Genomic DNA, 26,445 nt, shown 5'->3' on the forward strand with positions numbered 1-26,445 from the left:
GAGCGGAGTTACCGCTTTCGCAGGCTGTGCGGTTCGGAGGCGGCGTGTCCCAACCGAGCACAGTGCCGTCCGTGGTGTGCGTCGGGGCTTTGAGTTTATGAATGCCAGGAGCCGCTCGAAAGCGGTAGCTCCGCTGCTGGCTTGCGCCGTACATCTGCGCGACCGCAATCCAAAAGCTCTGCGCCTCCACACGGCGGCAGAGTTGAGTATCGGAGGCGATGACGGCTCAGGGGGCGTTTCCCAGAACGAGCTAAAGCTCTGGACTACTTTCTTACCTCTCCTTCTTCGTATTCGACGGCGCGTTGAGAAATTTGCGCATGTCGTTGAAGATGCTGTTCGGACCCTCCTGCGACTGCGCGTGGGTGCGCACGCCTTCGAACCATTCCTGGGTGCTGGGAGTGTGGGCCTTGGCTACGGCGAGGAGAAGTTCGAGCGTGATCGGCACGGGCTGGCCGGTGTGAATGGCGGCGGAGAGGGCAAGCTCGGCGGCGCGGTCAAAGACCCACTTCAAATCGGCACCGGAGAAGCCGTTGGTGGCTTCGATGAGTTCCGTGGTGTCGAATTCGGCAATGGGCTTGTCCTTGGCCAGCAGTTCGATGATCTGCGCGCGGGCCGGGGCGTCCGGCGGGGCGACGAAAATGGCCTGGTCAAAGCGACCGGGGCGGCGGAAGGCGGGATCAAGCGCCCAGGGCTGATTTGTGGCGCCAATGACGAGGATGCGCTGGTTCTCGCTGCGGATGCCGTCCATCTCATGCAGGAACTGGTTTACCAGATTGCGCATCTGGCTCTCGCGGATCTGGCGGCGGTCCATGGCCAGGGAGTCGATGTCATCAAAGACCAGAACGCAGGGCGCGTTGGCGCGGGCGGTTTCAAAAATCTGGTGCAGATTGCGCTCCGTGCTGCCGAAGTAAGGGTCAAAAATCTCATGCAGGCCCACGGAGAGGTAGTTGCAGGGGACTTCTCCTGCGACGGCGCGGAGGATCAGCGTCTTGCCGCAGCCGGGCGGACCGTAGATGAGGATGCCGCCGCCGGTTTTACGACCGTAGGCTTTGTACAAATCCGGGAACTGCAGTGGGTAGGTGATCTTGAGGCGGATTTCTTCCTTGAGCTCCTCCATGCCGCCCACATCGGCGAAGGTCACATTGCCGCGCTCGGGGTCGCCGGGAGCGTAGAAGGTTTCGGGACGCCAGTCAAAGGGAGGATCCTCAAAGGGGTCTTCGAAGAATTCATCCTGATCTCCACCACCGGACATAGGTGCTTCCTGGCTGGCCGGTTCAGGGGCCGGGGCAGGGGCGGTCTTGCGCGCGTCGCGGGCGGTGCGTCCCAGTTCGCGCTCCAGAGCGGGATCGCTCATGGTTCCGTCAATCTGTGCGGCACGGTCAAAGTGCTCGATGGCCTTGGAACGGTCTCCTTCGCTGAGGTACACGCGGCTCATGAGCAGATGCGCCTGGGCATTGGTGGGCTCCAGAAAGATGACGCGTTCCGCACGCACGGCGGCGCCGGATGTGTCTCCCTCCATGAACAAAACCTTCGCTACGCCGAGCATGGCATCCGTCTGGTCCGGATCCAGTTCCAAGGCGCGGGTGAAGACCTCGCGAGCCTCATCCAGGTGGAGTTCTTCAAGGCAAGCACGACCGTAGAGCAGAAGCAGCGACAGGTTGTTCGGTGACTGAGTCAGAGCGTCCCGGAGTGCGGAGGAGGTTGGCATGATTTTGAATGTAAGACAGCCGCGGAGGCGATCCTGCTGAGATTTAAGTGCGCACAGAGCATGCCGCCAATGATTTCTTGGTACAGCTTCTGCCAAATTGAGATGCGAGAGCGGCGGCGAGGGGTGGCGCCGTGACGCCAGCGGATCACGCTTGATGTTTGGGTGTTACGAATGAAGATAAACGGGCTTACTGACCCGGACGCCGATGAAAGCATGCCTCCTGACATTACTGCTGCTGGGAAATGCTCTGCCGGGCCTGGCGTCAGATGCCGCCGAGGATCCGCTGCTCTCTCCTACGATGGTACTTTGCCTCAGACCGATACGGATGGCGCAGCAACCCGGACTGCAGGAAGCGGTGGAAACGGTGAAGCGTCTGGAAACCTTTTCCAAGACGCAGGAAGGAATGAACAAAAAGGCTGTGGATGCTCTGGTATTCATTTTCAGAGACCTGTATCAAAAGGAAGAGGAACTGATCGAAGCGGAGAACGCCCTGGCAATCGCCGAGCGTCTGGCAGGGGCCAAGGATGACCTGGCCCAACACACGGAGACCGTTGGCAGTCCGCTCTCTGGGCCGAACCCCGGTCTTGCCAAGATGATTCGCAAGGAGGGCGCGGACATCCGTGGCAAGGCGACGCGCCGCCATCAGGAGGCGCTGAAGCTGATGAAGGAAAAAGTAGCCGCCTACAACATGTCTGTGGGCTATTTCCACACCCAGGGAGACACCGAAGTGGTGGTTGCTCTGGCCAGTTCGCTGTTTGCCGTAGTGGACCGGCACATGCCGAAGTTTGAGTTCAAGCCCACCGTGTCTCGGGAATGGGTCGAGAAACAGAAGCGTGAGGAGTCATGATGCCGGACATGCGCTGACAGGAGGCGTGTTGGGTACTCCTGTCGCAATGGGGCAGGCCAAAGCGCTCCACGGAATTGCACGCGCAGCGATGGTTTTCAAACACGGCCCAGGCTTCACGGTGAGGACTGGTGCGAGCCATCCTCACCGGCGTGTCGTTCATGTGGCTACCACTTCTTCTTGAAGCCGCCGCCACCGCCGAAGCGATTGCCGCCACCGAAGGGGCGCTTGGGAGGCCCGCCGAAACCACCGCCGCCGCCGCCAGCATCTTCGCGTCGTGGTCCGTCGTCGCCACCACCACCACCGTAGCCGGGGCTGGGGCCTTCGCCTTCGCGCTGCTGCCAGGGCTTGCTGCCGAAGCCGCCTTTTTTGAAGCCACCGCCGAAGCCGGGCTTGTTGAAGCCACCACCCTGACCGCCGAAGCCTTTGAAGCCTCCGCCGCCACCACCGTGGCCACCTTTGTTGAAGCCGCCACCACCGCCGCCGCCGAAGCCGGGCTTCTTAGCGAAACCGCCTCCGCCGCCGAAGCGCTTGGGCCGCACGCCGCTGATGTTGTCGGGGCGGTCCGCATGGTCCATGCGGATGTCACGACCGCGGATCTGCGCGCCTTTCACACCTTCGAGGACAGACTCCACGTTGTCGCCTGGCACTTCGACGAAGCTGCACTTTTCCAGCACATCGATCGCGCCAATGCTGCCCGGGGTCAGGTCTTGAATGGTATTATACAGCATGCCAGCGATGTCCTGCGGACGCACCTGGTCCATGCCGCCGACGTTGATGAACAGGCGCACCATGCCAGAGCGCGGGCCTTTTTGCACCCAGCTGCTCTGCTTCTTGGGCAGAGGACGCTCATCTTCTTCGTCGGAAGTGTCGTACTCGTTGTCAAATTTGGCGGGAGCAGGTCGCTGGGCCGGGGCCGGAGAGGCGGCCTCGTGATTGGTGGGTCCGGCGTCTTCTTCGCCTTCTTCAGCGCGGCTTTCCACGGCGGCTGGAGCCGGTGCCGAGGCTGGAGTTTCGGCAACGGGGGCCGAGCTATCCGAGGCTTCGGTGTTGGGTTCAGTCGAAGCCGGAGCGGGGGCAACCGCAGAAGCGGCAACGGGTGCAGCGACAGGAGCCTGAGCCGGAGTCTGTGCTGCGGCAGGAGCGGGACGCGGGGCAGGGGCTGCCTGCTGCGGACGCGGCTTGGATTCAAACTTCTTGCCAGCGCGATCTTCCACGATCGCCTCGGCCTCGCGGCCCTGGTCTTTCATGAGCAGATCCATCAAGGCGCTCGCGATCTCCGTGGGGGAGAAACCAATGTCCAGCAGGCGCTGGATGCTGTGCTCGTGGTTGGTGTAGCTGGCACCTTCCAGCACTGCTTTCACCTTTTCGAAAGTCTTGTCCACACGCGTGGCCTCCAGCTCTTCCTGGGAGGGCACCTTGGCACGCTCCACGCGGATGTTGATGAAGCGCTGGATGCGCTGCATGAGGTAGATTTCACGACCGGCCACGAGGCTGAAGGCCTTGCCGCTGCGCCCGGCACGGCCGGTGCGGCCGATGCGGTGCACGTAGTCTTCGGCGTCATACGGCAGCTCCAGGTTCACGATCAGATCGATGTCGTTCACGTCAAGGCCACGCGCGGCCACGTCGGTGGCCACGAGGACTTCCACGTTGCCGCTGCGGAAGTTCCGCATCACACGCTCGCGCATGGTTTGATTGATGTCGCCATGCAGGCGGTCGGCGGCGTAACCACGGGCCACGAGGGCGTCGGTGGCATCGTCCACGGCGCGCTTGGTATTCGCGAAAACGATGGTCAGGCGCGGGGCCTCGATGTCGATCACGCGGCAGAGCACTTCCAGCTTGGAGCGGCCCTGCACTTCGTAGTAGCGCTGCTCGATGGTGGACACGGTCAGCGCCTTCTGCTGAATGGTGATGGTGGCCGGGTTGTTCGTGTAGTTTTCGACGAGACGGCGGATGCGCGGCTCAAACGTTGCGGAGAAGAAAATGGTCTGGCGCTCCTTCGGCACGGCGGCCATGAGGCGGTCGATGTCATCGCTGAAGCCCATGTCCAGCATTTCGTCCGCTTCATCAAAGACGAGGGTCTTGAGGGCGTCGAACTTGATCAGGCCTCGCTCCATGAAGTCGAGGATGCGTCCTGGGGTGCCGACGACGATCTGGGAACCGCTCTGCAGCGCGCGGATCTGGCGGTCATAGGAAGCGCCGCCGTAAACGGGCGTGGCGCGCACGCCTTCTTTGAAGGTGGCCAGCTTGTGGATTTCCGCGCAGACCTGCATGGCCAGCTCGCGGGTGGGGCAGAGGATCAGGGCTTGCACCTGGCGCTTGGAGCCGTCCACGCCTTGCACGACGGGAATGCCAAAGGCCATCGTTTTGCCGGAGCCAGTCTGGCTCTGGCCCACGACGTCACGTCCAGTGATGGCCACGGGTATGGCCTCGGCCTGGATGGGTGAGGGCTGCTCAAAGCCAAGAGATTTAACGGCTTCAAGAAGCTCGGGGGCGATTCCCAATTCAGGGAAGGTGTGGGTACTCATAAAAACAAACGAAACGTAACCCTCAGAATTTGAGGGGTGTCATACTGTCACAAGCGGAGGATATAGCAAGGAGTTTGATCCTTAGCTCCCGGGGAGAGGGCGCAGACCTGAAGAGCCATGCTTCTTCAGAAGACCTCGTGCTTTTCAAGAGGCTCCCATTTGAGCTCACCCTTTACGTTGCCAGATTTTGCCCCCATCTCGACGAGCGCCGTCCCTTTGTAATATCCCCACAACTCCGGTGATGTCTCGACTTTTGGCACCACTTTCGGCACAACGTTACCGCTGAACTCGATCTCCAGATGGTCCTCATCGATCCACCGCTTAGGAGAGATGTAGTAAAATCGCCCCATCTTGAACACATCTCCGTAGCGCTCCTCAATGGCCTTCACCAGCACGTCCAGGTCCAGCTCTATCTCCCCTGCTGGGTGTGAGGCTTGGGTATACACCGCCACATCGCTCCCGCGTTTGTAAAGGCGCAACAGACATATCTTAGTGCCGCTTGGCGACCACCGAATGCCCTCAGCCACCTCCTTTAACGTCTCTTCCCAGCGGTCCTTCTCCATGTCCATCGGCTCACTCGGGACCTCCAGCGGTTCCTCCAGCACCTCGGGCTGCCCGTTCGGCCGCCGCTGCAGCGAAATTCCGGATGCAGTAACCAGTACCCGCGCCTTGCCATCCGGCCCTGGCACCACTGCTTGCGCCCGCCCATCTGGTCCTGGAGCGACTCGTGCGCCGTGAGGATCTCCGGGTACCGTTGCTACGCCGGGCGCGTGCATGGGGGCGGGCTTCGTCGGCACTGCCACTTTCACGGGCGCGGGTTTCGTTGCGCAGGCCGCCAGCAGGCTGCCCCAGAGCATCAACGTCCGTTTCATCGGCATCTTCATGGACTGACAACGAGGCGCAGACCATGGCCTGGAATCAACCGGTTTTTCCAGTTGGGCATCGCATAAAAAAGCCATTCTCCACCATGGACGGCTGCAAAAGCCCTTCTAGAATCGCGTTTCCTCAGCCAACCAATCTGCGGGCGTGCATGCCCGTACCCCAACCATGTCCACCGCTTCCGCTCCTTCGTCGTCATCTCCCACCTCCCTGCGCAACGCCGTCATCCGCCTCGCGGGCAATTCGCAGGACGGTATTCAGTCCATCGGCGGTTTCCTGGCGCGTCTGGCCGGCCGCACGGCGCAGGAAGTGATGACCTACATGACCATCCCGTCCACCATTTCGGGCGGTCCTTCCATTTTCCAGGTGCATCTGGGCTCCGGCGAGGTGCTCCATGAGGGCGACGAGGCAGACGTGCTGGTGGCCTTCTACAAGCATAGCTACGAGAACCACATCGCCGCGCTGCGCGATGGCGGCATCTGCTTCTACGATACTGCGGACATGACGCCGGAGGATGTCAAGAACGAGCGCGGCATCATCCACATAGGAGTGCCCTTTACCTCCGCCACGGTGGAGGCTGTGGGCGGCTCCACGCGTGACCGTGGCAAGAACATGTTTGTGCTCGGCATGGTCTGCGCCGTCTTCAATCTGGACAAGGAAAAGCTCGTGGGCATCGTCAGCCGCCAGTTTGGCCGCAAGGACGAAAGCGTGCTGCGCAATGCCCTGCTGGCCTTTGACGCTGGCTTTGCCTACCAGGTGGGCGAAGTGGAGAAGTTCGCCTTTGTGCCAGGCGAGGCCCCCGGAGGCCACCGCATCAGCGCAGACGGCAACCAGATGCTCACGCTGGGGCTCATCGCCGCAGGTGTGCGCTACGGCTCTGCTTACCCGATCACCCCATGGTCCTCGATCATGGAAACCCTGCGCGCCGAGCTGCCGAAGTATGGCGGTATCTACGTTCAAGCCGAGGATGAGCTGGCCGCCGTGGCCATGACCATCGGCGCTGCTTTCGCAGGGCATCTTGCCATCACCGGCAGCGCGGGCCCGGGCCTCAGTTTGAAGATGGAGGCGCTCGGTTACGCCAGCATGGCTGAGATCCCGCTTATCGTCGTGAACGTGCAGCGCGGCGGTCCCTCCACCGGTCTGCCCACCAGCGTGGAGCAGTCCGACCTCATGCAGGCCATTTATGGCAGCCACGGCGACAGCCCGCGCATCGTGCTGGCGCCGAAGGACGTGGAAGACTGCTTCTACATCGCTCTCGAAGCTGGCAAGCTGGCGAAGAAATACTCCTGCCCCGTCATCATTCTGAGCGATCAGGCTCTGAGCAGCCGCATCGAGGCCTTTGAAGAGCCGGACCTCGACATGCACTGGGTGGAGCCTGAGCTGGACCTGTCCACTCGCCCCGCCGACTTCAAGCCTTACCCGCTCGATTCCATCACCCGCCACGCCCCTCCCGGAGCCAAGATGGCCGGCGGCAAATATCCCATCTCCACCGGTCTGGAGCACGATGAAATGGGCCACCCCAGCGGCAGCCCGAAGATGCACACCTTGATGACCGCCAAGCGCCGCAACAAGCTGGTGCAGCTTTCCAAGGAACTCCCGCTGCCCGAGATCCACGGCGACCAGACCGGCGATGTCCTCGTCATCGGCTGGGGCAGCACTTATGGACCCATCAAGGAAAGCGTGGACCGCCTGCGCGCAGAAGGCCACAAGGCCGGCGCCCTGCACCTGCGCCACCTGCACCCCATGCCGGACGGCCTGGACGGTCTCTTCAAAAAATTCAAACACGTGGTCTGCGTGGAGATGAACGACTCCGGCCTCTACGGCTACGGCCAGCTGGCCACCCTGCTGCGCGCCAGCCTGGCAGATCCCCGCATCAAGTCCGTGTGCAAAACCGACGGCCTCGCCTTCCGCATCCGCGAGATCGTCACCGGTGTGGAAAAGATCATGGCCGGTCAGTCCTGAGCCAGTTTCGCTGCATCCAACAACCTTTTATTTTTCCAACCATCATGTCCACCGCCCTCGACACTCCTGCCGCTCCCGTTGCGGACAAGCTCACGAAAAAAGCCCTCACTGCCGACCACCCCACGTGGTGCCCTGGCTGCGGCGACTTCGCCGTGCTGAACATCTTTTATCGTGTGCTGGAGAAGCTGCAGTATCCGCATGAAAACATCGTCTGCGTGGCCGGCATCGGCTGCTCCAGCCGCTTCCCGTATTTCATGAACACGCACGGCATCCACTTCATCCATGGTCGTGCGCTGCCGCTGGCCACCGGCATCTCGCTGAGCCGTCCGGACGTGCACGTCTTCGTCTTCGGCGGTGACGGCGACGGCTTCTCCATCGGCGGCAACCACCTCAACCACGCAGCGCGCAAAAACATCAAGCTCACCTACGTCATCATGGACAACTTCGTCTATGGCCTGACCAAGAAGCAGACCAGCCCGACGAGCCCCATCGGCTTCAAGAGCAAGACCGACCCCACCGGCAGCATCGACCGCCCCATCAATCCCATGCGTCAGCTCCTCGCCAGCGGCGCCACGTTCATCGCCCGCACGCATGCCGCGCAGGTGAAGCACATGGAGGCCATGTTTGAGCGCGCCATTTTGCATGATGGCTTCAGCGTGGTGGAGTGTCTCAGCGAGTGCGTCATGTTCTACGCCGGTGCGTTTGACGACAGCACGCCCCGCAAAGGCGGCACCTACGACCTCATCGACGAAACGCAGCACGACGTCACGGACGAGACCGCCGCCTTCAAGCTGGCCGAAAACCTCGCGCCAGGGAAATTCGGCGTCTATTACCAGGTCAACCGCCCCACCAAAAACGCGCTGGAGCAAAAGTGGGTCGATGAGACCCAGTCCAAGCTCGGCGGTGTTTCGCAGAAGGACGTGCTGAAGAAGCGTTTTGAGGCGATGCGGTAGAGGCGCTTTGCGTTGAACTCCAAGTGGGAGGTTTGCAGTTGAAGGTTCGCTGGAGTTTTCGGCGGCTCGGTGGGGTGCTTGCTTCATGGCAGCCGGCATCTCATTCGTGCGTTTTCACCGGAACGAGCTAAAGCTCTGTACTACTTTTCCCATGCGCATCCATACCCTCGATCTTCGCTTCATTGGCATTCCCGGCCTCATCGCTTCCTACCTCATCGAGAGCGGTGGCGAGTATGCGCTGATCGAAACCGGGCCGGGCTCCACGCTGGAGACTCTGCGTGCGGCGATTCGTGGTGCAGGCGTGAATGAAGCGGCGATAAGGAAGGTCTTCGTCACCCACATCCATCTCGATCACGCCGGTGCTGCCGGATGGTTTGCGCAGCAGGGGGCCACGGTGTACTGTCATCCGAATGCAGCGCGGCATTTGATCGATCCTTCAAAGCTGATCGAAAGCGCGCGCATGGTCTATGGTTCTCAGATGGATTCGCTGTGGGGCGAGATGCTGCCTGCGCCTGCGGACCGCGTGGTGGCTTTGCAGGACGGTGAAAAGGTGCCGCTCGGAGGGGTTGAGATCATCGCCTGGGACACACCCGGGCATGCGCGGCATCATCATGCGTTCGTCATCGGCGATGTGTGTTTCACTGGAGACGTGGCTGGGATGCGTCTGGAGCACAGCCGCTACCTTTCCGTTACTGCAGCACCGCCGCAGTTTGACCCCGTGGCTTATGGGCACTCGTTGGAACGGCTTCTGGCCGCGAACTTCAAAACACTCTACCTCACTCATTTTGGCGCGGTGGAAGATGTGGAATGGCATTTGAAGCACTACCGTGATCGTGTCGCCGAAGTCTATGAGCGGGTGGCGGCCGACTTTCAGGCGGGAGTCAGCGCGGAGGAAAACCGTCTGCGCTATGCCGCCGCTGAGCATGCGATCGCCATGGCGGATGGCGTCGATGAAGCGCTCTGGCGGAAAGGGGAGGATGCCAATGTCACCTCCATGTGCGCCGACGGGGTGCGCCTCTATTGCGAGAAAGGACGCTGAGAGGCGGGACGTTTTCTGACGGTCCGGTTGTTTAGCCATTTACCAACCCAACCGCCAGCATGACCAAGCTCTGGCCGCACTTTTCTGCATTGAGGTGCTGAATTTCAAAAAAATTCCTTAACCATTTCAAAATATTGAGGTAAGCTTACAAATTCTTGCAACGGAGTCCCCTTTTATGAGTAACCTCGCTTTCGAACTGGAAAATGGCCGGGAGATCAAGGCATCTCCTATTCACGGCATCTCGGTTGGTCGCACGGTGGAGTTTTCCGCCGCAGCGGCTGATGCGCAGGCGACTTACGAGCGCTGGCACGCGGAACTCCAGTCTGTCCAGGGGCAGCACCGGTCGCGGGCGCTGGAACTGCAGCAGATGACCCGGCTGCATGAGCAAAAGACTTCAGAGGTGAACCGCCTCCTGAGCCTGGAGGCCAGCATGAATGAACAGCTCTCCAAGCTGAACGGGCACCGCGAGCTGCTGCAGGGACGTTTGCAGGAAATCAACAATAGGTATCTGCAGGAGCAGGGCCGGCTGGAAAAAACGCAGCAGCAGCTGAGCGAATGGGAAGGGCACAAGCAAGCCATGGAGGCGCAGGTGGCGGCCGCTGCCAAGCAACTGGCCGGTCTGAAGGCAGAGTCCGCATTGCTGAATGAACGCAGCTCGGAACTCTCCGACCTTCTGCAAAAGGCGATCGATGAAGTGACCCGCCAGCAGGAGCGCATCGTCGAGGCACGCGGGGTCGTGGTGCGGCATGAAACGCGGCAGCAGGAACTGACCATCAACATCGCGCGCCTGGAGGTGAACGCGCAGCAGATCGAAGCGAACGTGAAGCTCAAGCAGGAGCGGCTGAACTATCTGGAAGAGGCGGGCAGCAGGGCCACGGGGCACGTGGTGGATTTGACCGCGCGCTACCAGACTCTGGAGCAAAATTTTGCACAGCTCACCGCCCAATGCCGTGAGAGCGAGGCCTCGCTGAATCTGACCCGCGGTGCCATCGCCGATGAGAGGACTCGACTGCAGGAAATACGTCAGGCCGTGGAAAAAACGGGCCGGCACCACACCGATCTCGAAAACGCCATCAGCGATCTCGCCAGCCAGCGCGAGGCCGCGGCTGCTGCGCTCAATGACATCCATGCCGAAGCCGATCATCATGAAGAGGCTTTGCTGCTGCTCCGCCAGCAACGGGCGGAAAGTCAGCTCGAAATGGAGGATCTGCTTGATCGCGAGAAGGCGGCGGCGCAGACCCTGCTTGCGCGCCGTGAGGAAGTCGCACGCGCGGAAGAAAAACTCGGCATTGCCCTCAACGAATGCGCCGAAGCAGCCGCGCAACTGGCAGACATGGGCCGCAGCGTGGCGGAGCAGCAGACGCTGGAAGCAGCCGTCGTGGCGCGGATGAAGCAGCTGACCCTGGAGGTGGCGGATCTTGGCACCAAACGCCAGGAGCTGGAGAAGCAGATTGCCGAGAAAGAAATCTCACTGGCGGAGCTTGGAGAGAGGCATCGCGCGCTGGGAGCGGAGATTGTGATCTTGGCAGGCACCCGGCAGACCACGGCTGAGGCTGTGGAGGCGTGTCGCGCGGAGCTGGCCACCACGGAGCAGCGGCTGCGGAGTACGCAAAATGAGTGTGACGCCGCCGAAAAACGCCTCGCTGCGCTCAATCAGACCCTGCAGGCGCGCACGGAGGAGGAGGCCATCCTTGGCGACCGCATCCACGCCCTTGAGCAGAAATCACGGCAGCTGGAGAGCCAGACACAGGATCAGACCGGCGCACTAGAAAAGCTGCGCCAGGAGCGCATCGGGGCGGAAATTGAGCTGCAACGCCTTGGCCAGCAGCATGAAGAAGTCGGCATCCGGTTGGAAACACGGCAGACGGAACTGGACGCGACCACAACCAGCCTGCAGCAGAAAACTTCGGAGTGTCAGCAGACGGAGGAGCGGCGCATCGCCCTGAATCACGAGGTGGAAAACCTGCTCATGCGGCAGCAAAATCAGGAGGCCATTCTGCGTGAGATCGAAGCACAGATCGCCCGGCGTGAGCAGGAACGCGAAGCCGCCAACACGGCAGCGCGTCAGGCCCAGCAGGATCACGAAGCCGCCACCGCCAGCTTGGTGACGGTGCGCAAGGAGCTTGCTGATCAGCAGGCCAGCGTCACCGAGACCACTGCCAAGCTTTCCGAGCTGCAGTCCCGGGTGCAGGCGACCGAAAACAACCTGACAAGCACCCGTGTGACTCTCGCCGGCCAGGAGCAGAAGCTGGTGGAAACTCGCGGTGCGCTCGATGCCGTGACGCAGGAACTTGCACTGGCGCACGACATCAAAGTCACACTTGAAGCTCTCACCTCACGGCAGGCGAATGTCGCGGCGGCGGAGCAGCACCTGGGGGATCTGAAGCAGCAGATCGAGACTGCCTCCCAGCGCCGCACACAGCTCGACGCAGTGCTGAGCGAAACCACCCAGCAGCTCGCCACGGCGACTGCGCGCTGCGATGCCGTCAATCATCAGGAGACCGAATCACGCCAGCAGGTGGAACTTCTGAGCGCGCAGGAAAAAGACCTGCGGCAGGAAATTGCGACACTGACCACCTCCGCTCAGCAGGAACGGAGCATGTACGATGAACTGCGCTCCCTCTCCAAAGAAGCCCAGCGCGTGCACGATCAGGAAAGCGCGGAGCTTTCCACGCGGATTCATCATGCGCGTCAGCAGCTTGCCGGCTGGGAGGCGCAGATTGCCTCGTTGCTCGACTGGAAAGAGCGCATGGACAAGAGCCTGAAACTGCAGCAGTCCGCCGAGCCTGACTCCGCGGAGGCGCGCAACGCCATGCATGAAGTGCACATGACCTTGGGCGCGCTGCGCCACCTCGTGGAGCAGATTCAGGCCAGCAAGCTGGAGGCTCCCACGCCCTCCGCAGCATCTGCCGTGGTCGAAGTTTCCACCACCGCTCTGCGCGCCAAACTTTCAAGCGCCGCACTCACCACATCGGGCATTGCGACCGGATCTTCCTCGGGCGAAGGCCGGCAGACCGGCGGATTGGGCCGCCTGCGTGAGGAACTCCAGCGCGAGGAAACCCGCCTGCACCTGCTGCGCCAAAACGCCCGCACCCTTGAGCTTCGTGCCCGCGGGCGGGCCCAGTTGATTGCGAACTCGGACGAGCAGGCTGTTCAGACTCCCGAGGCGCTGGAAGCTCAGGCCAACTGGGAGGCCAAGGTCAAACGTGCGGCACTCGACGAACAAAACCTGATGGAAAAAATCGCCGCCTTGAAAGCACAGATCGCCGAAATCCGCGGTGAATATCAGGCGCAGCTCGCCGCAGGAAAAAGTGCCGCGTGAAAAAGTAAGGTGAGCCCAGACTGGATGAACGGGCGCATATGAGTGGAGCCGCCTGACGGCGCATCGCTACGACCTTGGTCGTGGGCGCCGTCTTGTGCTGACGATGCGCGAGCGTGCGCTCAGCTGCATCTTGCGGCCCACCACGAGCAGGATCATCAACACCACGGCGCGGGTCATCCACCAGCGCTTTTCACCAGTCGCTTCAGCCGCTGCCGCTTCCAGCGCGGCCGCGACTGCCGCGGAGGGTTTGACGGAGCCGGGACCTGCCGCAGGGCCCGCTCCGGGCATTGAGGCTGATGATCCTGCCGTCGACATGGAGGCAGCAGGCACCGCCGCTGATGTGGATGCCAGGGCCTCCGGCGGGGCAGGGGATGATCCGGAGCCAGAAGCAGAGTCTGGCATGTCAGCCTTCGCGGCCTTTTTGTCCGCTTCCTGCTCGAACGGGTCATCGGCGTAACCGGTGTCGTAGAGGTATTCGGGTTCCTGAACGCTGAAGGGCACCTCCTCCACGCGCCCGTCCTGCTCAAACACGCCGCGAATGGTCTGCATGGGGCCGGTTTGCTCAAAGATCTCGAAGCCCAGCCAGAAATCCTCCAGGCGTTTGCCATAGATGACCTGGATGAAGGTCACGTCCATTTTCCTTCCGGAATAGTCCGGCTCGGTCATGGGAGGTGTTTTCTCCGGCTCCGGCCACAGCGCCTCAAAACGCACGCCAGCCCCCAGCGATGCCTTCTGCTGATTGATCTCGATGTGAACATGCTGGTTCAGATATTCCGCAATGCGCGGCTGTGCCGCCGTCAGCTCCGCCATGCTGATCTTCGCATCCCCATCCGCATCGATCCCCACAAACCGTGACAGCGTGAGGATGTTGAACGTGAAGCGAATCTCCAGCTGATGCGGCTTGGGACGCACGCGCATGTCGCTCTGATCCGCGGGGTGACCCAAAGCAGCATGACAGAGGATGAATGCTGCCCAAAAGCAGAAGCACTTCATGCCTGAGGATGTTGGAAGCGGCGCCATCGGATGATGCCATAAACGAGCACAGCAAGGGAGAGGGCAACAAAAAGTACTTCGTCCCACAGCCGTCCGTCTGATCTCTCAACCAGATTTTTGAAGGCGCTCATCGCAGGCTGGGCAAGTGCAAGGAGTGCGGTAAAAACCGCGATTGCTGCCCAGCGGAACAAACGACTTGCCAGTGCCTCGGCAGAGGTCACACTGATAAGACCAAAGCCGACTGAAAACATCAGGCACCCTGCCTGCAGCGACCATGGTTCTTCTGGATAAACGGCCAGAATCCAGGCGGTGAGAGCCGGTCGTAAATCTTCAGGTTTGGGATACCAGATGTATTCGGAAATCTGGATCAGATTTCCGGCGGCAAAGTGGGCGATAAGCAGAAACCAGCCAAACAAAACGCCGTCCACGACAGCCATCAGCCGTTGTTCCCAGCGTTTGTTGGGTTCACTGGTCATCAATCATTCCAATGTAATCCACATCGGCGAGACCCACACGAGCTCGCCGTTCGTCTGTTCGCCACGGAAGTAGTAGTAGCTGGTCTTGCCTTTCTCAGGCTTCGGATCCGTCCAGGTGAGATCGATGCTTTTCTCCTTGGAGATGGTCATGGGGATCTCGACGTTGTCCTTGATCATCGTGACCTTCTCAAAAGGCATGGTGCCGACGAGCTTGAGCTTGAAGGTGGGCGCGCCTTTGACAGAAAATTCGTCCCCCATCATGCGCTCTTTGCCGTCGGCGGCGGTGCAGCGGCTGTCGGCGATGATGTTGTCAGTGGCACCGTAGGTGTGGCGCTGGCGCATGGCTTTGATGATGCCTTCGCGGCTGTAGTCCTCGGCCAGGATCATGGCGTAGCTGATGTGCGTGCTGCCGTGGTCGCTGCTGCTTTGAAAGCTGAACTTGTAGCCTTTGGCAAAGGCATCGCTGATCCAGCCGCCGGGCTCCCAGCCGCCAATGGCGTCGTTTTCAGTGGGGCAGCGGGGGCAGCCGGGGTATTCGTAGTTCTGGCGTGCGCCCTGATAGACTTCCACCATCGGCTCAAATTCGCCGCCCCAGTTGCGCCAGTCGGTGCCCATGGTGCCCACGCTGGTGTGGCTGGCGCAGACGCCGTTGAACTTCTTGAGGTATTTGTAGAGCATGTTGGTGTCCGGGGCAGGCTCATGCACGCGGGCGTCGCTGATGGGCAGACGGGGCAGGGTGCGCACGCCGCGCTGGGCAAAGACCACATTGCGATGGCCTTCCGGGTAGCTCACGCTGCGCTCGTAGCTGAACATCGGCGTGAAGGCCTTGGGCAGGAAAAAGGCGTCCGTCGTCTTCTGTGTCAGCCACCAGGTGTACTCGCGGCCGCCGCCATTGTCGTGGTCACCATTGCCGATCCAGTCCATGGAGGCGGCGTCGATGGCGTAGCGCCACATGTCCTCCAGCGGACCGTCATTGGCGCCGTCTCCGCTGATCTCGGTATGGCGGTGGAATTCTCCACGCAGGATCTGCCGCTCCGTGCCGCCAATGGTGGAGCGGAAGCTGCGGATGGCGCTGAGCTCCGCGCGCTCCGCGGTGGTGCGCTTGCTCGGGGCTGGATTGTCCAGCACAGCGGCGCTTAGTGGCTTGAGCTCGTAGGCTTTAACATTTCCAGCTGCGTTCAGGCGGCTGAAGTAGACGTCATTGTCAAAGGGGTCCTTGCTCGCGTCCAGGGAGGCATTGCCGCCTTTGCCGCCTGGCGTTTTGGCACGGTTGAACTCGGCCATGCGGTCCTGGCGGTGGTCGCTGCTGTGCGCCACGAAGAGGTTCTTGGGGCCGGAGGCGAGGGCGGGCAGATTGTACAGCAGGTTGTCGCTGTGCGGGATGGCGATGGGCCCCACCCACTCCTTGCCATCAAGATAGGCCGCCACGCTGCCCCAGGTGCTGCCCAGAGGACCACGGAAGCTGTTCAAGCGCGTGCGCGCGATGAGCCAGATGCGCCCTTCGGAGTCGCAGATGATGCGGCCGAGATTGTTGTAGGTCTGCGGGCCATTGGCTTCGGCGTGCGCGCCCGGCGCTCCTCTGCGCTCGGCCGGACGCTCAAAGGCGAGGCCGTCCGGAGCTTCCGGGCTCTTGGCCGGAGCGGGTGCGGTCACATCCGCACCACGGCCTTTGCCCTTGCCTTTTTTGCCAGCGGCACGTGCGGCCTGAGCGCCCGGAAGCGCATCGGCGATGCTGCCCTGCGGCTCCTGCAAGGTCTTGCCGTCCCACACCACGATGCCGATTTCACGATTGCGGTACAAGCCGATGCCATCATTGCTGTCGTAGGCACCCCAGTCCTTGCCCCATGTCTCGCCGCTTTTTTCAAACGCCACCCAGACCGCGCCCTGAAGATCGTAAGCCACGGAGGCGCGTGCCTCATACTGTGCAGTGTTCGCCACGGGCATGGGCTTGAAAGGGCCGCTGCCATTTGCGCCCAGCATGCACAGCCACACATCGTAGTCGCCCTTTTCATAGGTGTCCCAGCCCAGCGCAAACTGCCCGCTGCCCTCGGCACGCGGATCGGTGCTGAGAGAGGGATTCCAGCAGTTGCCGCTGCTGTTTGAAACCGTCTGCGCCGCCGCCCATGCGCCATCCAGATGGGTGCGGGTGCGGATCTCAAACTTACCGTCCTTCGCCGCCATCCACGCCACCATCACCGTGCCCTTGGTGGAATACGCTGCCACCGGGCAGAGGTCATTGCCGGGGGCATTGGAGAGGTTTTCCACCGGACCCAGTTTCTCCTGTGCATAATGACGCGCCAGAATCTCGAAATTGCCGTCCAAGCGCTCGCTCCACACGATCCACGCACCTCCATTGCCGTCGAGGGAGACCGCAGATTTATAGATGTCGCGGCCTGTTTCCGTGACGGCGATGCGCTCCTCCTCCCATTTGTTCCCCTTGCGAAGGTGCAGCCATAGCTGGTCGCCGCCCACGGGGGTGGCGAGGTAGGAGAAATCCTCCGGCTCCTTCTCCAGGCGACGGGCACGTTCATCACGGTCCAGGCCGGGAGTGAAGCTTTGGTAGATCAGAAATCCGTGGCCGTTTGGACCGACGGCCAGGGCAGGGAAGTCATCGTCCGTGCGGTCCGGAGAGAGTCTGCGCAGGTTGAAGGCCGTCTGCTGCACCGCCACGCGTCCATCCATCAGGTCCAGCGCCTCCCCAGGTGTCACATCGGCCAGCTTGAAAGTCACGTTGCCCTGGGCGGTGGTGACTTCCACACTGCTCTCCGGGGTGATGTCCTTGAACTTTACATACACTCCGTTTTCAAAAATAGGGCCCAGTTGCTTGGCCATTTGCCCGATTTTCTTTGGATTGTTGCCACGCGCGCCTTTCGCTCCTGCACCCGCCGGAGTGCGGGTGGAGACCTTCCACGAGGTCTTGTCTTTGACGCCATCCTGTTGCTCAAAGCGGTAGCCAGTGACCTCGGTGACCTCCCCGGGTGTCACCTTGACGCTGCCATCCCAGACAGTGCCGGCTTTGTCATTGAGGCCGAGCTGGATCAGAAGCTCGGTATCGGCGGCGGAGGCAAGACCGCCGAGCAGGACGAGAGGGAGGAGGATGGATTTCATGGCTGGGAGCGGCGTAAAACGACGCGATTCCGCCAATCTCGCTCGGAGTTTTGCAGAAGATTTTGCGGGGATGTTCATTCCGGGATTGACCTCCGTGCTGTGAACGGCCTAAAACGATAAAACTGAAATATTGCCATCCGGCAGTTGGTCAAAAAACTGCTTGGATTGCGTATGTTCAGGGCCGTGCGCGCTCCGGCTCCTCTCATCTGACATCCCTAACTCCTCCAATACACCAAATACCACATGAAGAAGACAGCACTCACCCTCCTCCTCCTCGCCACCAGCCTTGCCACCGCCAGCGCGGACGATGTCATCAAAGGCGCGATGAAGAAGAATTGGAAACCCGATGACGCCGTCGCCAAGAAAGTCGGCAAAGGCGAGGCCACTGACGCCGAACTCGACAGCCTGATCAAATGCGTGCAGGCCATCTGCGCCGCCACACCGCCGAGGGGAGAAAAGGCCGCCTGGGTGGAGAAGTGCAAGGCCATGGTTGCTGCTCTGCAAAAAGTGAAGGCCAAGGACGCCGCTGGCATCAGCGAGTTCAAAAAGGCCAACGACTGCAAGGCCTGCCACAACGTCTTCAAGCCCGCCGCCAAATAAGGCTCGCCAGACCAGACCCGTCTTCAGCAAGATTTTTGAGGCCCCGTTCATCTGGACGGGGCCTTCTTTTTTTCTGCTTCTTGCGTGTCCGGGCAGATGCTCCAATATCCGCCAACCATGCCCACCACGTACCACATCGTCCCCACTGAAGCTCACAACGCACTCGTCCGCGCCGCCTACCAGCACCGTGGCTACACCCAGGCGGAGGCCGAGGATGGCGCACGGTTTTGCGAGATGGCCTCGGCCCATGGCATCCGCACGCACAATGCCATCAAGGCCCTGCACCTGGACCACCTTTTCGGCAGTGCCACCGGCGGTTGCAAGCCAGGCGCAGAAATTGAAGTCATCAAAAAGAACTTCGCCGCCAGCGAAGCCTGGGACGGCAAGCTGAAACTTGGCCAGAGTGTGGCCTTCAGCGCCATGGAGCGCTGCATGCAGATGGCGGACAAATACGGCATCGGCCAGGTCAGCGTGGACAATGCCTTTCACTACCTCTGGGGCGGCGGCTACGTGATGGATGCCGCGAAGAAAGGCTATATCGCCTACACGAACTGCACCTCCACTCTCGGCGAAGTCGTCCCCTTCGGTGGCAAGTTCCCCGTGCTCGGCACCAATCCTCACTCCTGGGGCCTGCCCACGCAGGACGCCTGCGGTTTCCCCATCGTGATCGACTGGGCCACCTCCACCGTGGCCATGGGCCGCGTGCAGCAGCTCAAGCGTGAAGGCAAACCCCTGCCTCCCGGCGCTGCCGTGGACAAGGAGGGTAAACCGACCACCGACGCCAATGAAGCCGCCTGGCTGCTCCCCTTCGGAGCGCACAAAGGCTACGGCCTCTCCCTCCTCATCGAAGTCATGGGCGGCATGATCGGCGGCGGCATCCCCACCCTGCGCGGCGGCGGCGCGCATCCCGATATCAAGAGCAAACCCTTCCCGGCAGGCGAGAAGCGCACCTCATCCTTCTACTTCCAGGTCATCCACCCCGACGCCATCAGCACCGGCCTTTTCTCCAATGGACGCAGCTTCAAGGAAAACGTGAAAGTGGTGATCGACGACATCCTCGGTCACGGCAATGAAAACTGCATGCTCCCCGGCCAGCCCGAAGCCCAAAACGCCGCCCACACCGCCAAAGCCGGTGGCCTGCTCTTCAGCACCGCGGAAGTCGAAGCGCTCAATGAAATCGCCGATGAGGCAGGCGTGCAGCGTTTTGATGTGGCTGCCTTGAAGACCTACGACGTGCCGTGATAGATTTGGGGAATGGGAGTACTCCGAGCGCGACCAGCCTCATGGAGTGCTCCAGTTCTCTGGATGGTCCGAAAACACCCTGCACGGACAAACTTCAAAACGCTCGTCCCCGTTTGGACGAGCGTCCTTTGTAAACGAAGGTGCCTCAGTAAATCATCGCATTGTCCGGGGCTGTGGTCTCTTCCACATTCGTCACTTCGATGATTGGCACGGTCTGCGTGCCTTCCTTCTTATAGTTCATCTTGCCGACGACTTTGACCCAGGTCATGTCTTTGATCTCGGGGGCTTTTTTGCCGAAATCGACGGGCACGGAATACGGACGGGCATCGGCGGCGCAGCATTGCACCAGCATGCGGAAGATGCGCATGCGGTGGCCGTCGGTGTTGTTGACCTTCTCCGGCAGGATTTGCGCCACGGTTTCGACCATCTGGCCGGTCAGCACCTTTTGGATCTCGGTGTCGCCACCAGTGTAGTACAGCTCCGGCACTTCGAGAATGAAGTTGCCTTCCTTGCTCTGCGGCACCTGGCGTTTGAGGTCTTCAAAGGTGAAACTGCCCTGGTTCTTGGCAGCCTGTCCCGGAGGTGGCATCGCCTTGGGTGGAGTCTGGGTTTCAGCGGCTGCGGCAGAGGCTGCGGCGACTCCTGGAGGCGGCGTTTTAGAAGCAGGAGTGGTGGCGGCAGGCGGTGTGTCCACCACCACTGCAGGAGTGGGCGAGGGGGCGGCCACAGTTTTGGGTTCGCTCTTGGCGGCCGCGGCCATCTTGCTTTGCAAAGAGAACTGCTCCTTGCGTGCACCGGTGCCGTAATTGGGGTTGTAGAAATTTTTGTTCAGGACGGCTTCCTTGCTCAGCTTGTCTGGTGAGAGCACGGCGGCAACCGTCAGCGGGATGGCAAGAATGGCCACGGCAGTCAGCCGTCCGCCCCAGCCGCCTTCTTCAAGGATGCCGTGGGCATGGTCGTGGGGTTCGTTCCCATGCGAATGGTCGTGGGCATGGCCGTGATCGTGGTCATGATCATGGCCACAGCAGCCGTGCTCATGCTTGTGTTCGTGCGCATGCCCATGGTCATGCTTGTGCTCGTGATCATGACCGCAGCAGCCCTCGTGGCCGTGTTTGTGCTCATGCGCATGGTCGTGGCCACATCCGGCATGGTGCTCGTGGTCATGGTCATGACCGCAGCCGCCCTTGTGAGAATGATCGTGGTCATGATCATGGTCGTGGTCGTGGTCGTGACTATGATCATGGCTGCAACAGGCACCCTCATCCTGGGAGTAGGTCAGCAGATTGAAAAGCGCCAGCACCACCATGCCGATGCCCCCCGTCAGCATGAGCGGGCGGAAAAGGCCGTCGGATGCCAGGTAGCTGTCCACCCGGCCGCTGATGTAGAAATACAGCATCACGCCGCCCCAGAGGATCAGGAGCAGCACGCTGAGGAGATGAATGACGAGGCGTTGGGCGTTCATGGCGTGAGTCAGGGGATGGGGGCTTGGACAGCAGCGGCGGGTTTTGGCTGAATCTTATCGAAGAGAATGACCCATGGGGGCGCCAGGCAGGCCACGAGCACAAACATGCCCGCGCACAGCCACAGCAGGAACTTCCGGCGAAACACCGCCGAGTACATGAATACGAGCTTCACATCCAGCATGGGACCAAAAACTAGGAAGGCCAGCTTGGCCGCACTGGAAAAGGCCGACATCGGTGCCGCGATGAAAGCGTCCGAGGTGCTGCAAAGCGCCAGCACAAATGCCAGCCCCATGAGCGAGGGGATCGCCGCCCAGTCCGTGCCGGCCACCATTTCCACCTTCGACTGGTCCACCTGCGTGTTGAAAACGCTCGTGATGAACACACCCACGGAGAAATACATCGCGGTGTCCAGAAAGTCGCGCATCGCCGTGCGCATGGCATGCACCAGACGGGTGTTGAAGGGCAGGGGGGCTGGCTCCTCGGTCGTCGCAGCAGCCCTGGCCATGCCGGCCGCCACTCCGGCGGTCAGCACCTCCTCGGGCTTTCTCCTCAGCAGCAGAAGGCCGATGATGACCGCGATCGCATACCCCAGCGAAATACGGGCCATCGCCATCCCCACGCTGCCCAGTTCCCCGGCCTTGACCTCCACGTTTTGAAACGCGCTCATCGTGCTGAAAATGACGATGGGGTTGATGATCGGCGCACTGACCAGATAGGTGATGGCACAGGAGAGCGGCAGCCCCTTTTGCACCAGGCGGCGCACCACCGGCACCACTGCGCACTCACACACCGGAAAGATCAGGCCCATGAAACCCGCGATCAAGGTGGACAGCACCCGGTTCCTGGGCAGCATCTTTTCCAGCATCTTGGAGGGAAGAAACGCGGCGATGAATCCTGACATCAGGGTCCCGATCAGAATGAAGGGCGCACCTTCAAAGACAATGCTCAGGAAGGAGTAAAGGACATCGCCCGTGCGGCTGGAAGCGGGCAGTTCGGCAAGAAAAATCATGGGGTTGGGTGGGAGAGTCTTAAACGCTCCAAAAAGGCAGGTTCAAGCGGGAAAGAAAGACGGAAACGACGAATGTCGATGCTGGGAAATGACGAATACGCGATTGAGATTGCTCCGGCGCCACCTTTTTGCTGCAATCACTCCATGGACGAGTCGCCAAAAAAGCGCTGGGGCTGCATGCAGTGGAGCCTCGCGGCAGTATGCCTCGTCATGTTGGCAGGTCTCGCTGGGAGTGTCTGGATGTCCATGTTTGGCCCGCGAATTTCAACCCAGGGCAATCAGATGAGAGCTGTGCTCAATTGCAAACAGATCATTCTTTCCCTCCAAATGTATGCTCGGGATCACGACGCGACCTATCCTGACAAAAAGGAAACCCAATTTCATTCGGCCAATCAGGTGTTTCGTGAACTCTTCAGGGAGGAGATTATCAACGATGAGCGCATCTTTGGCTGTACTGCCAGCCCCTTCAATCCAGACAGGGACATCGGGCAGGCACCGCTTTTTGACCGCGCCCTGACTCAGGGAGAGTGCCACTGGATGTTGCTGAAAGGTCAGAGTCGCGATTCACATCCCAAAACCCCCATTGTAATCGAGAATAGCCTCACGCCAGGCTGGCCGCCGAAATGGAGTCTAAACGCGCGTGGCACACGCGGCAGTGCCTGGCCTAACCGCAAGATCGTCATCGGTCGCAATGACGGCTCCGTTGCCGTGGAGCGGCTTCGGGAAGACGGCACCATGGACTGGCACTCCCCAGGAAATCTCGGCCCGGACGGCAAAAGCTGGATCGACACGCTGACGCCCGAGCAACTTGCCAGACTCTCCTACTGGGACATCGAGGAGAAATAGACCCGCATTGTGCCTGCCTTGCGCATCCATGGGCAGGATTTGCGATGGCCTATGAAGGCCGGGGGCGTGTGCGTTGATGGGGTAACGCGCACCAACTCCACACCGACTCCTATCCATGAAATCGATTCTCGCTCCTCTGCTTCTCAGCCTTGCCATGACCGCCACCGTGTTTGCCGCGTGGCCCATCAACGATGAGTGCCCGGTGGATCACAAGGCTTCCCGCCCGATCTATCGCGTGAAGACGGACGAAGGCTTCGTTTCCTTCTGCTGCACGGAGTGCATGCAGAAATTCGCCAAATCCCCGGGGTCCTATCCGGTGAAGAAGAAAGAAGTGGCGAAATGACGGGGCTTTGCCGTCTTGGAAGATAGAATCCCGTGTGCGAACTGCGTTTGTGCCGGGAACTTTCTCCCAACGGCATGCCTACCCATCCTTTCGATCTCAGCCAGCGTTCCATCTGGGTCTTCGGCGGCGCGGGTTACCTCGGCGCTGCGGTCGTCACCCAACTGGCGGAGATGCAGGCCCGCGTTCTCTGCGTGGATCTGGAAGATCGCGCTACGCAGATGGTTGCAAAAGCGGGCTTGCAGGCGCAGGTGTCAGCCGCCTCGCTCGATGCCTCCGATGTCTGCGCATTGGAGGCGTTTGTGCAGGAGCAGATCGCCGCGAATGGTGTGCCGCAGGGCTTGGTGGTGATGACCTATGCCTCCACGGCCAAACGATTTGATGACCTGACTGCGGCAGATTTTGACATGGCAAATCATGGCAATCTCACCGCTACCTTCGCCCTCGCACGGGCCGTCGGCCGGCAGATGGCGGAGCTGGGCCGGGGCGCCATCGTGCTGTTTTCCAGCATGTACGGCAGTGTTTCTCCCGATCCCGCGGTGTATGCCGCGCCGATGAATCCAAACCCCGTGGAGTACGGTGTAGGCAAAGCAGGCATTCAACAGATGGCGCGCTATCTCTCCGTGCATTGGGGCAGGCATGGCGTGCGCTGCAACAGCATCTCCCCCGGCCCCTTTCCCAATCCCTCGCTGCAGCTGCAGCAGCCGGAATTTATCGAACGTCTGGCGCAAAAAGTGCCGCTCGGCCGCGTGGGGCAGGCTGCGGAGATCGCTGGGGCAGTGACCTTTCTGCTGAGCGATGCCTCTTCATTCGTCACCGGCCAAAACCTGGCCGTGGATGGTGGCTGGACGGCATGGTGAAATATCACAGCGTCTCGCCGCGAATCATCTTTGGCATCAGTCTTATCGCACGCGGTGGCAGAGTGCCGGTTTCAGCCAGCTGTCGTGCCGCTTTGCACACACTGCGTGCAAACTGGCTGGTGTTTGAGGCATAGCGGGTTGCGGCGGGCACCGTGTGCTGCAGAAAGCCTTCGTCATCGCGCGAGATCACCGCGATGTCCTGCGGAACGCGTTTGCCACGCTGCGCGAGAAACATCAGCACGGTCACCACATGCAGCGCCCGCGCCACCACACATGCCGTGGGTGGACGCACCGAGTGCAGCGCCTTCTCCAGCATGGCGCACAGGTTTGAAGCGGTGCCGTCATGCAGGATCACCTGCAAAGCCGCTGCCTGGCTGCTTGCCAGCGCCTCACGCAGTCCCTGCTCGCTCTCCAGATCACCACCGTAATCTCCCGTGGGCCGGATGAAGGCGATGTGGCGGTGGCCTTTCCTGCAAAGCATGCCGCCTGCGTGACGGCAGAGCGCACGATAGTCCGTGTCGATGGAGGGCAGGCTGATCTCTGGCGCGCAGGAGCCCACCACCAGGCAGGGTACATGCTGGCGCATGAACCAGCTCTGCACCGGCGCCAGGGAGCCAAACAGCAGCCATGCCGCCGCCGGAGAGCGCGTGGTCAGCGCCTCCAGCGCTCGCGCTGGTTTGGCGGAAAAGCAGGCCGTGCTCACGTGTACTTCGAAGCTGAATCCAAAACGGGAGAGCTGGTCGCGCAGATCATCCACCATCACGACTGTGCTGGGAGACATCTCCAACAGCGGGCGCGGAGAGATGAGCGCGATCGCCCTGGAGCGTATTGTTTTAGACGCTGTTTTGGCGGCCAGCTTGATGCGCCGCCGCTGGCGGACCGCCACCTCCACGCTGCCTTCGCGCTCCAGCTCCTGCAGCGCCTCGCGCAGCGTGTGGCGGCTCACCTGAAGGCGTTCGCACAGCTCGCGTTCTCCGGGCAGATGGCCCTGCCAGTGGCCTGAGAGGATGGACTCGCGCAGGCTCTGCGCTGTCAGGGTGACGAGCGAGACTCGCTGTGGAAGCCGTGGGCTGTCGGGTGTGGCGGAGTGCATCTGGTTTGGACAACAGACCAGAATCAAGGCCTTGTGACAAATCGTTTCGACTGCCTCTTCTCCGCAGCACGCATGAAACTCCTCGCACTCTGTCTCGCCTTCGCCTGTCTGGCCCGCGCCGAAAGCGTGGTCACTTTCAATCTCGACCCCACGCCGGACAATCCGCGCAATTCGGAGGGCTCGTTTGCCACGCTCGCCTCCGGGCGCATTATTTTCTGCTACTCCCATTTCTACGGCGGCGCCCATGATGAAAGCCCGGCACGCATCGTGCGCATCCATTCCGATGATCAGGGCCGCACCTGGAGCCAGCCCGTCACCGTGGTGGAAAACAACGGCGGCAACAATGTCATGAGCGTGTCCCTGCTGCGCCTCGCCAGCGGCAAGCTCGCCATGTTTTACTGCATCAAAAACAGCTGGCTCGACTGCCGGCCCTACATGCGCGTCTCCACTGATGACGGCGAAACCTGGACCGAGCCGAAGCTGGCGCTGCAGGCACCGGGCTACTTTGTGATGAACAACGACCGCGTCATCCAGACCAGCAAGGGCCGCATCATCATTCCGCTGGCCTTCCACCGCTCGCGCGGCACGGACCCCACCACCAGCAAATCCTGGGACCAGCACGCCATTGCCATGTGGATCTACTCCGATGATGAAGGAACCACCTGGACCGAATCATCAAGCTGGTGGGCCATGCCGGTGCCGAGCGGCAGCGGACTGCAGGAGCCGGGTGTCGTGGAGCTGGCGGACGGCTCGCTCTTCTCCTGGTGCCGCACGGATCGCGGCGCGCAATACGGCTTCTATTCCAAGGATGCTGCCAAGACCTTTTCTCCGCCAGAGCCGACCGAGATGAAGTCTCCCAACGGACCGGCCAGCATCAAACTCCTGCCCGGCAGCAGCGATCTCCTGGCCATCTACAATGATCACTCCGGCAAGTTCCCGTTCCCACCTAAAAAGCGCAATCCCTTCGTCGCTGCCATCTCCACGGACGGTGGCAAGACCTGGCCCCAGCGCAAGCTTATCGAGAGCGATCCCGAGGGCATTTACCATTACACTGCCATCCACTTTGTGGGAGATGCCATGCTCATCGGCTATTGCGCAGGAGACAGCAAGGTCGGTGCGCTCAACCGTCTGCGCATCCGGCGTATCACACTGGACTGGCTGAAACAGCTCTGATAAACTT

General features: G+C 61.1%; 20 protein-coding genes. 11 read left to right on the forward strand and 9 right to left on the reverse strand.

The genetic code is table 11. From position 1 onward, the window contains the following. Positions 1–271: 271 nt before the first annotated feature. A complete protein-coding gene (locus ACILSR_RS21245) occupies positions 272–1,708 on the reverse strand; it encodes an AAA family ATPase (protein WP_395751803.1) in 1,437 nt (478 codons plus the stop codon). A gap of 205 nt (positions 1,709–1,913) precedes the next feature. Between ACILSR_RS21245 and ACILSR_RS21250 the strand changes: the two genes are divergently transcribed. Beyond that, positions 1,914–2,555 carry a hypothetical protein gene (locus ACILSR_RS21250; protein WP_395751804.1) on the forward strand — a complete coding sequence of 214 codons (642 nt, stop codon included), beginning with the start codon at positions 1,914–1,916 and terminating at the stop codon, positions 2,553–2,555. A gap of 164 nt (positions 2,556–2,719) precedes the next feature. Here ACILSR_RS21250 and ACILSR_RS21255 read toward each other — a convergent pair whose 3' ends face one another. Both ACILSR_RS21255 and ACILSR_RS21260 read right to left on the reverse strand, forming a co-directional pair. Beyond that, positions 2,720–5,080, reverse strand: coding sequence for a DEAD/DEAH box helicase (locus ACILSR_RS21255; protein WP_395751805.1), 2,361 nt, complete (start codon positions 5,078–5,080; stop codon positions 2,720–2,722). A 125-nt stretch (positions 5,081–5,205) separates the two neighbouring features. Beyond that, positions 5,206–5,964 (reverse strand): hypothetical protein, encoded by a 759-nt coding sequence (locus ACILSR_RS21260; protein ID WP_395751806.1) that lies wholly within the window; start codon positions 5,962–5,964, stop codon positions 5,206–5,208. A 163-nt stretch (positions 5,965–6,127) separates the two neighbouring features. On the opposite strand from ACILSR_RS21260, the gene ACILSR_RS21265 reads away from it, so the two are divergent. The 4 genes from ACILSR_RS21265 to ACILSR_RS21280 all read left to right on the forward strand — a co-directional run bounded on the left by ACILSR_RS21265 (position 6,128) and on the right by ACILSR_RS21280 (position 13,235). Then, a complete protein-coding gene (locus ACILSR_RS21265) occupies positions 6,128–7,921 on the forward strand; it encodes a 2-oxoacid:acceptor oxidoreductase subunit alpha (protein ID WP_395751807.1) in 1,794 nt (597 codons plus the stop codon). 44 nt (positions 7,922–7,965) lie between these two features. Next, on the forward strand, positions 7,966–8,874 hold the full coding sequence (locus ACILSR_RS21270) for a thiamine pyrophosphate-dependent enzyme (protein WP_395751808.1): 909 nt from the start codon (positions 7,966–7,968) through the stop codon (positions 8,872–8,874). 151 nt (positions 8,875–9,025) lie between these two features. Beyond that, positions 9,026–9,913, forward strand: coding sequence for an MBL fold metallo-hydrolase (locus tag ACILSR_RS21275; RefSeq protein WP_395751809.1), 888 nt, complete (start codon positions 9,026–9,028; stop codon positions 9,911–9,913). A gap of 175 nt (positions 9,914–10,088) precedes the next feature. Beyond that, positions 10,089–13,235 carry a hypothetical protein gene (locus ACILSR_RS21280; RefSeq protein WP_395751810.1) on the forward strand — a complete coding sequence of 1,049 codons (3,147 nt, stop codon included), beginning with the start codon at positions 10,089–10,091 and terminating at the stop codon, positions 13,233–13,235. 66 nt (positions 13,236–13,301) lie between these two features. On the opposite strand, the gene ACILSR_RS21285 is transcribed toward ACILSR_RS21280, so the two are convergent. Genes ACILSR_RS21285 through ACILSR_RS21295 form a run of 3 tightly spaced genes read right to left on the reverse strand, consistent with a single transcriptional unit; the run spans position 13,302 to position 17,812 of the window. Further along, positions 13,302–14,228 carry a hypothetical protein gene (locus tag ACILSR_RS21285; protein ID WP_395751811.1) on the reverse strand — a complete coding sequence of 309 codons (927 nt, stop codon included), beginning with the start codon at positions 14,226–14,228 and terminating at the stop codon, positions 13,302–13,304. After that, the gene (locus ACILSR_RS21290) at positions 14,225–14,704 is read right to left on the reverse strand and encodes a hypothetical protein (RefSeq protein ID WP_395751812.1); all 480 of its coding nucleotides are present in this window, start codon (positions 14,702–14,704) and stop codon (positions 14,225–14,227) included. Before ACILSR_RS21290 ends, ACILSR_RS21285 begins: the two co-directional genes overlap by 4 nt. A gap of 3 nt (positions 14,705–14,707) precedes the next feature. Next, entirely contained in the window at positions 14,708–17,812 is a 3,105-nt protein-coding gene (locus ACILSR_RS21295; protein WP_395751813.1) for a hypothetical protein, read from the reverse strand. A gap of 243 nt (positions 17,813–18,055) precedes the next feature. On the opposite strand from ACILSR_RS21295, the gene ACILSR_RS21300 reads away from it, so the two are divergent. Both ACILSR_RS21300 and ACILSR_RS21305 read left to right on the forward strand, forming a co-directional pair. Continuing rightward, on the forward strand, positions 18,056–18,412 hold the full coding sequence (locus ACILSR_RS21300) for a hypothetical protein (RefSeq protein ID WP_395751814.1): 357 nt from the start codon (positions 18,056–18,058) through the stop codon (positions 18,410–18,412). 117 nt (positions 18,413–18,529) lie between these two features. Next, entirely contained in the window at positions 18,530–19,654 is a 1,125-nt protein-coding gene (locus ACILSR_RS21305; protein WP_395751815.1) for an Ldh family oxidoreductase, read from the forward strand. A gap of 145 nt (positions 19,655–19,799) precedes the next feature. On the opposite strand, the gene ACILSR_RS21310 is transcribed toward ACILSR_RS21305, so the two are convergent. After that, complete coding sequence (locus ACILSR_RS21310; protein ID WP_395751816.1) at positions 19,800–21,116, reverse strand: hypothetical protein; 1,317 nt, start codon at positions 21,114–21,116, stop codon at positions 19,800–19,802. An 8-nt stretch (positions 21,117–21,124) separates the two neighbouring features. Beyond that, complete coding sequence (locus ACILSR_RS21315) at positions 21,125–22,126, reverse strand: permease (RefSeq protein ID WP_395751817.1); 1,002 nt, start codon at positions 22,124–22,126, stop codon at positions 21,125–21,127. Between the two features lie 327 nt (positions 22,127–22,453). On the opposite strand from ACILSR_RS21315, the gene ACILSR_RS21320 reads away from it, so the two are divergent. The 3 genes from ACILSR_RS21320 to ACILSR_RS21330 all read left to right on the forward strand — a co-directional run bounded on the left by ACILSR_RS21320 (position 22,454) and on the right by ACILSR_RS21330 (position 24,172). Then, a complete protein-coding gene (locus ACILSR_RS21320) occupies positions 22,454–22,972 on the forward strand; it encodes a hypothetical protein (RefSeq protein WP_395751818.1) in 519 nt (172 codons plus the stop codon). 115 nt (positions 22,973–23,087) lie between these two features. Then, the gene (locus tag ACILSR_RS21325; protein ID WP_395751819.1) at positions 23,088–23,315 is read left to right on the forward strand and encodes a hypothetical protein; all 228 of its coding nucleotides are present in this window, start codon (positions 23,088–23,090) and stop codon (positions 23,313–23,315) included. A gap of 74 nt (positions 23,316–23,389) precedes the next feature. Further along, complete coding sequence (locus ACILSR_RS21330; protein ID WP_395751820.1) at positions 23,390–24,172, forward strand: SDR family oxidoreductase; 783 nt, start codon at positions 23,390–23,392, stop codon at positions 24,170–24,172. Positions 24,173–24,176: 4 nt separating this feature from the next. Here ACILSR_RS21330 and ACILSR_RS21335 read toward each other — a convergent pair whose 3' ends face one another. Beyond that, positions 24,177–25,265: a substrate-binding domain-containing protein gene (locus ACILSR_RS21335; protein ID WP_395751821.1), complete on the reverse strand. Its 1,089-nt coding sequence runs from the start codon at positions 25,263–25,265 to the stop codon at positions 24,177–24,179. Positions 25,266–25,337: 72 nt separating this feature from the next. Here ACILSR_RS21335 and ACILSR_RS21340 point away from each other — a divergent pair, with 72 nt between their 5' ends. Beyond that, positions 25,338–26,438, forward strand: a complete 1,101-nt coding sequence (locus ACILSR_RS21340) for a sialidase family protein (protein ID WP_395751822.1) — start codon at positions 25,338–25,340, stop codon at positions 26,436–26,438. The last annotated feature ends 7 nt before the right edge of the window (positions 26,439–26,445 follow it).

Source organism: Prosthecobacter sp., from assembly GCF_044222565.1.
Taxonomy (GTDB): domain Bacteria; phylum Verrucomicrobiota; class Verrucomicrobiia; order Verrucomicrobiales; family Verrucomicrobiaceae; genus Prosthecobacter.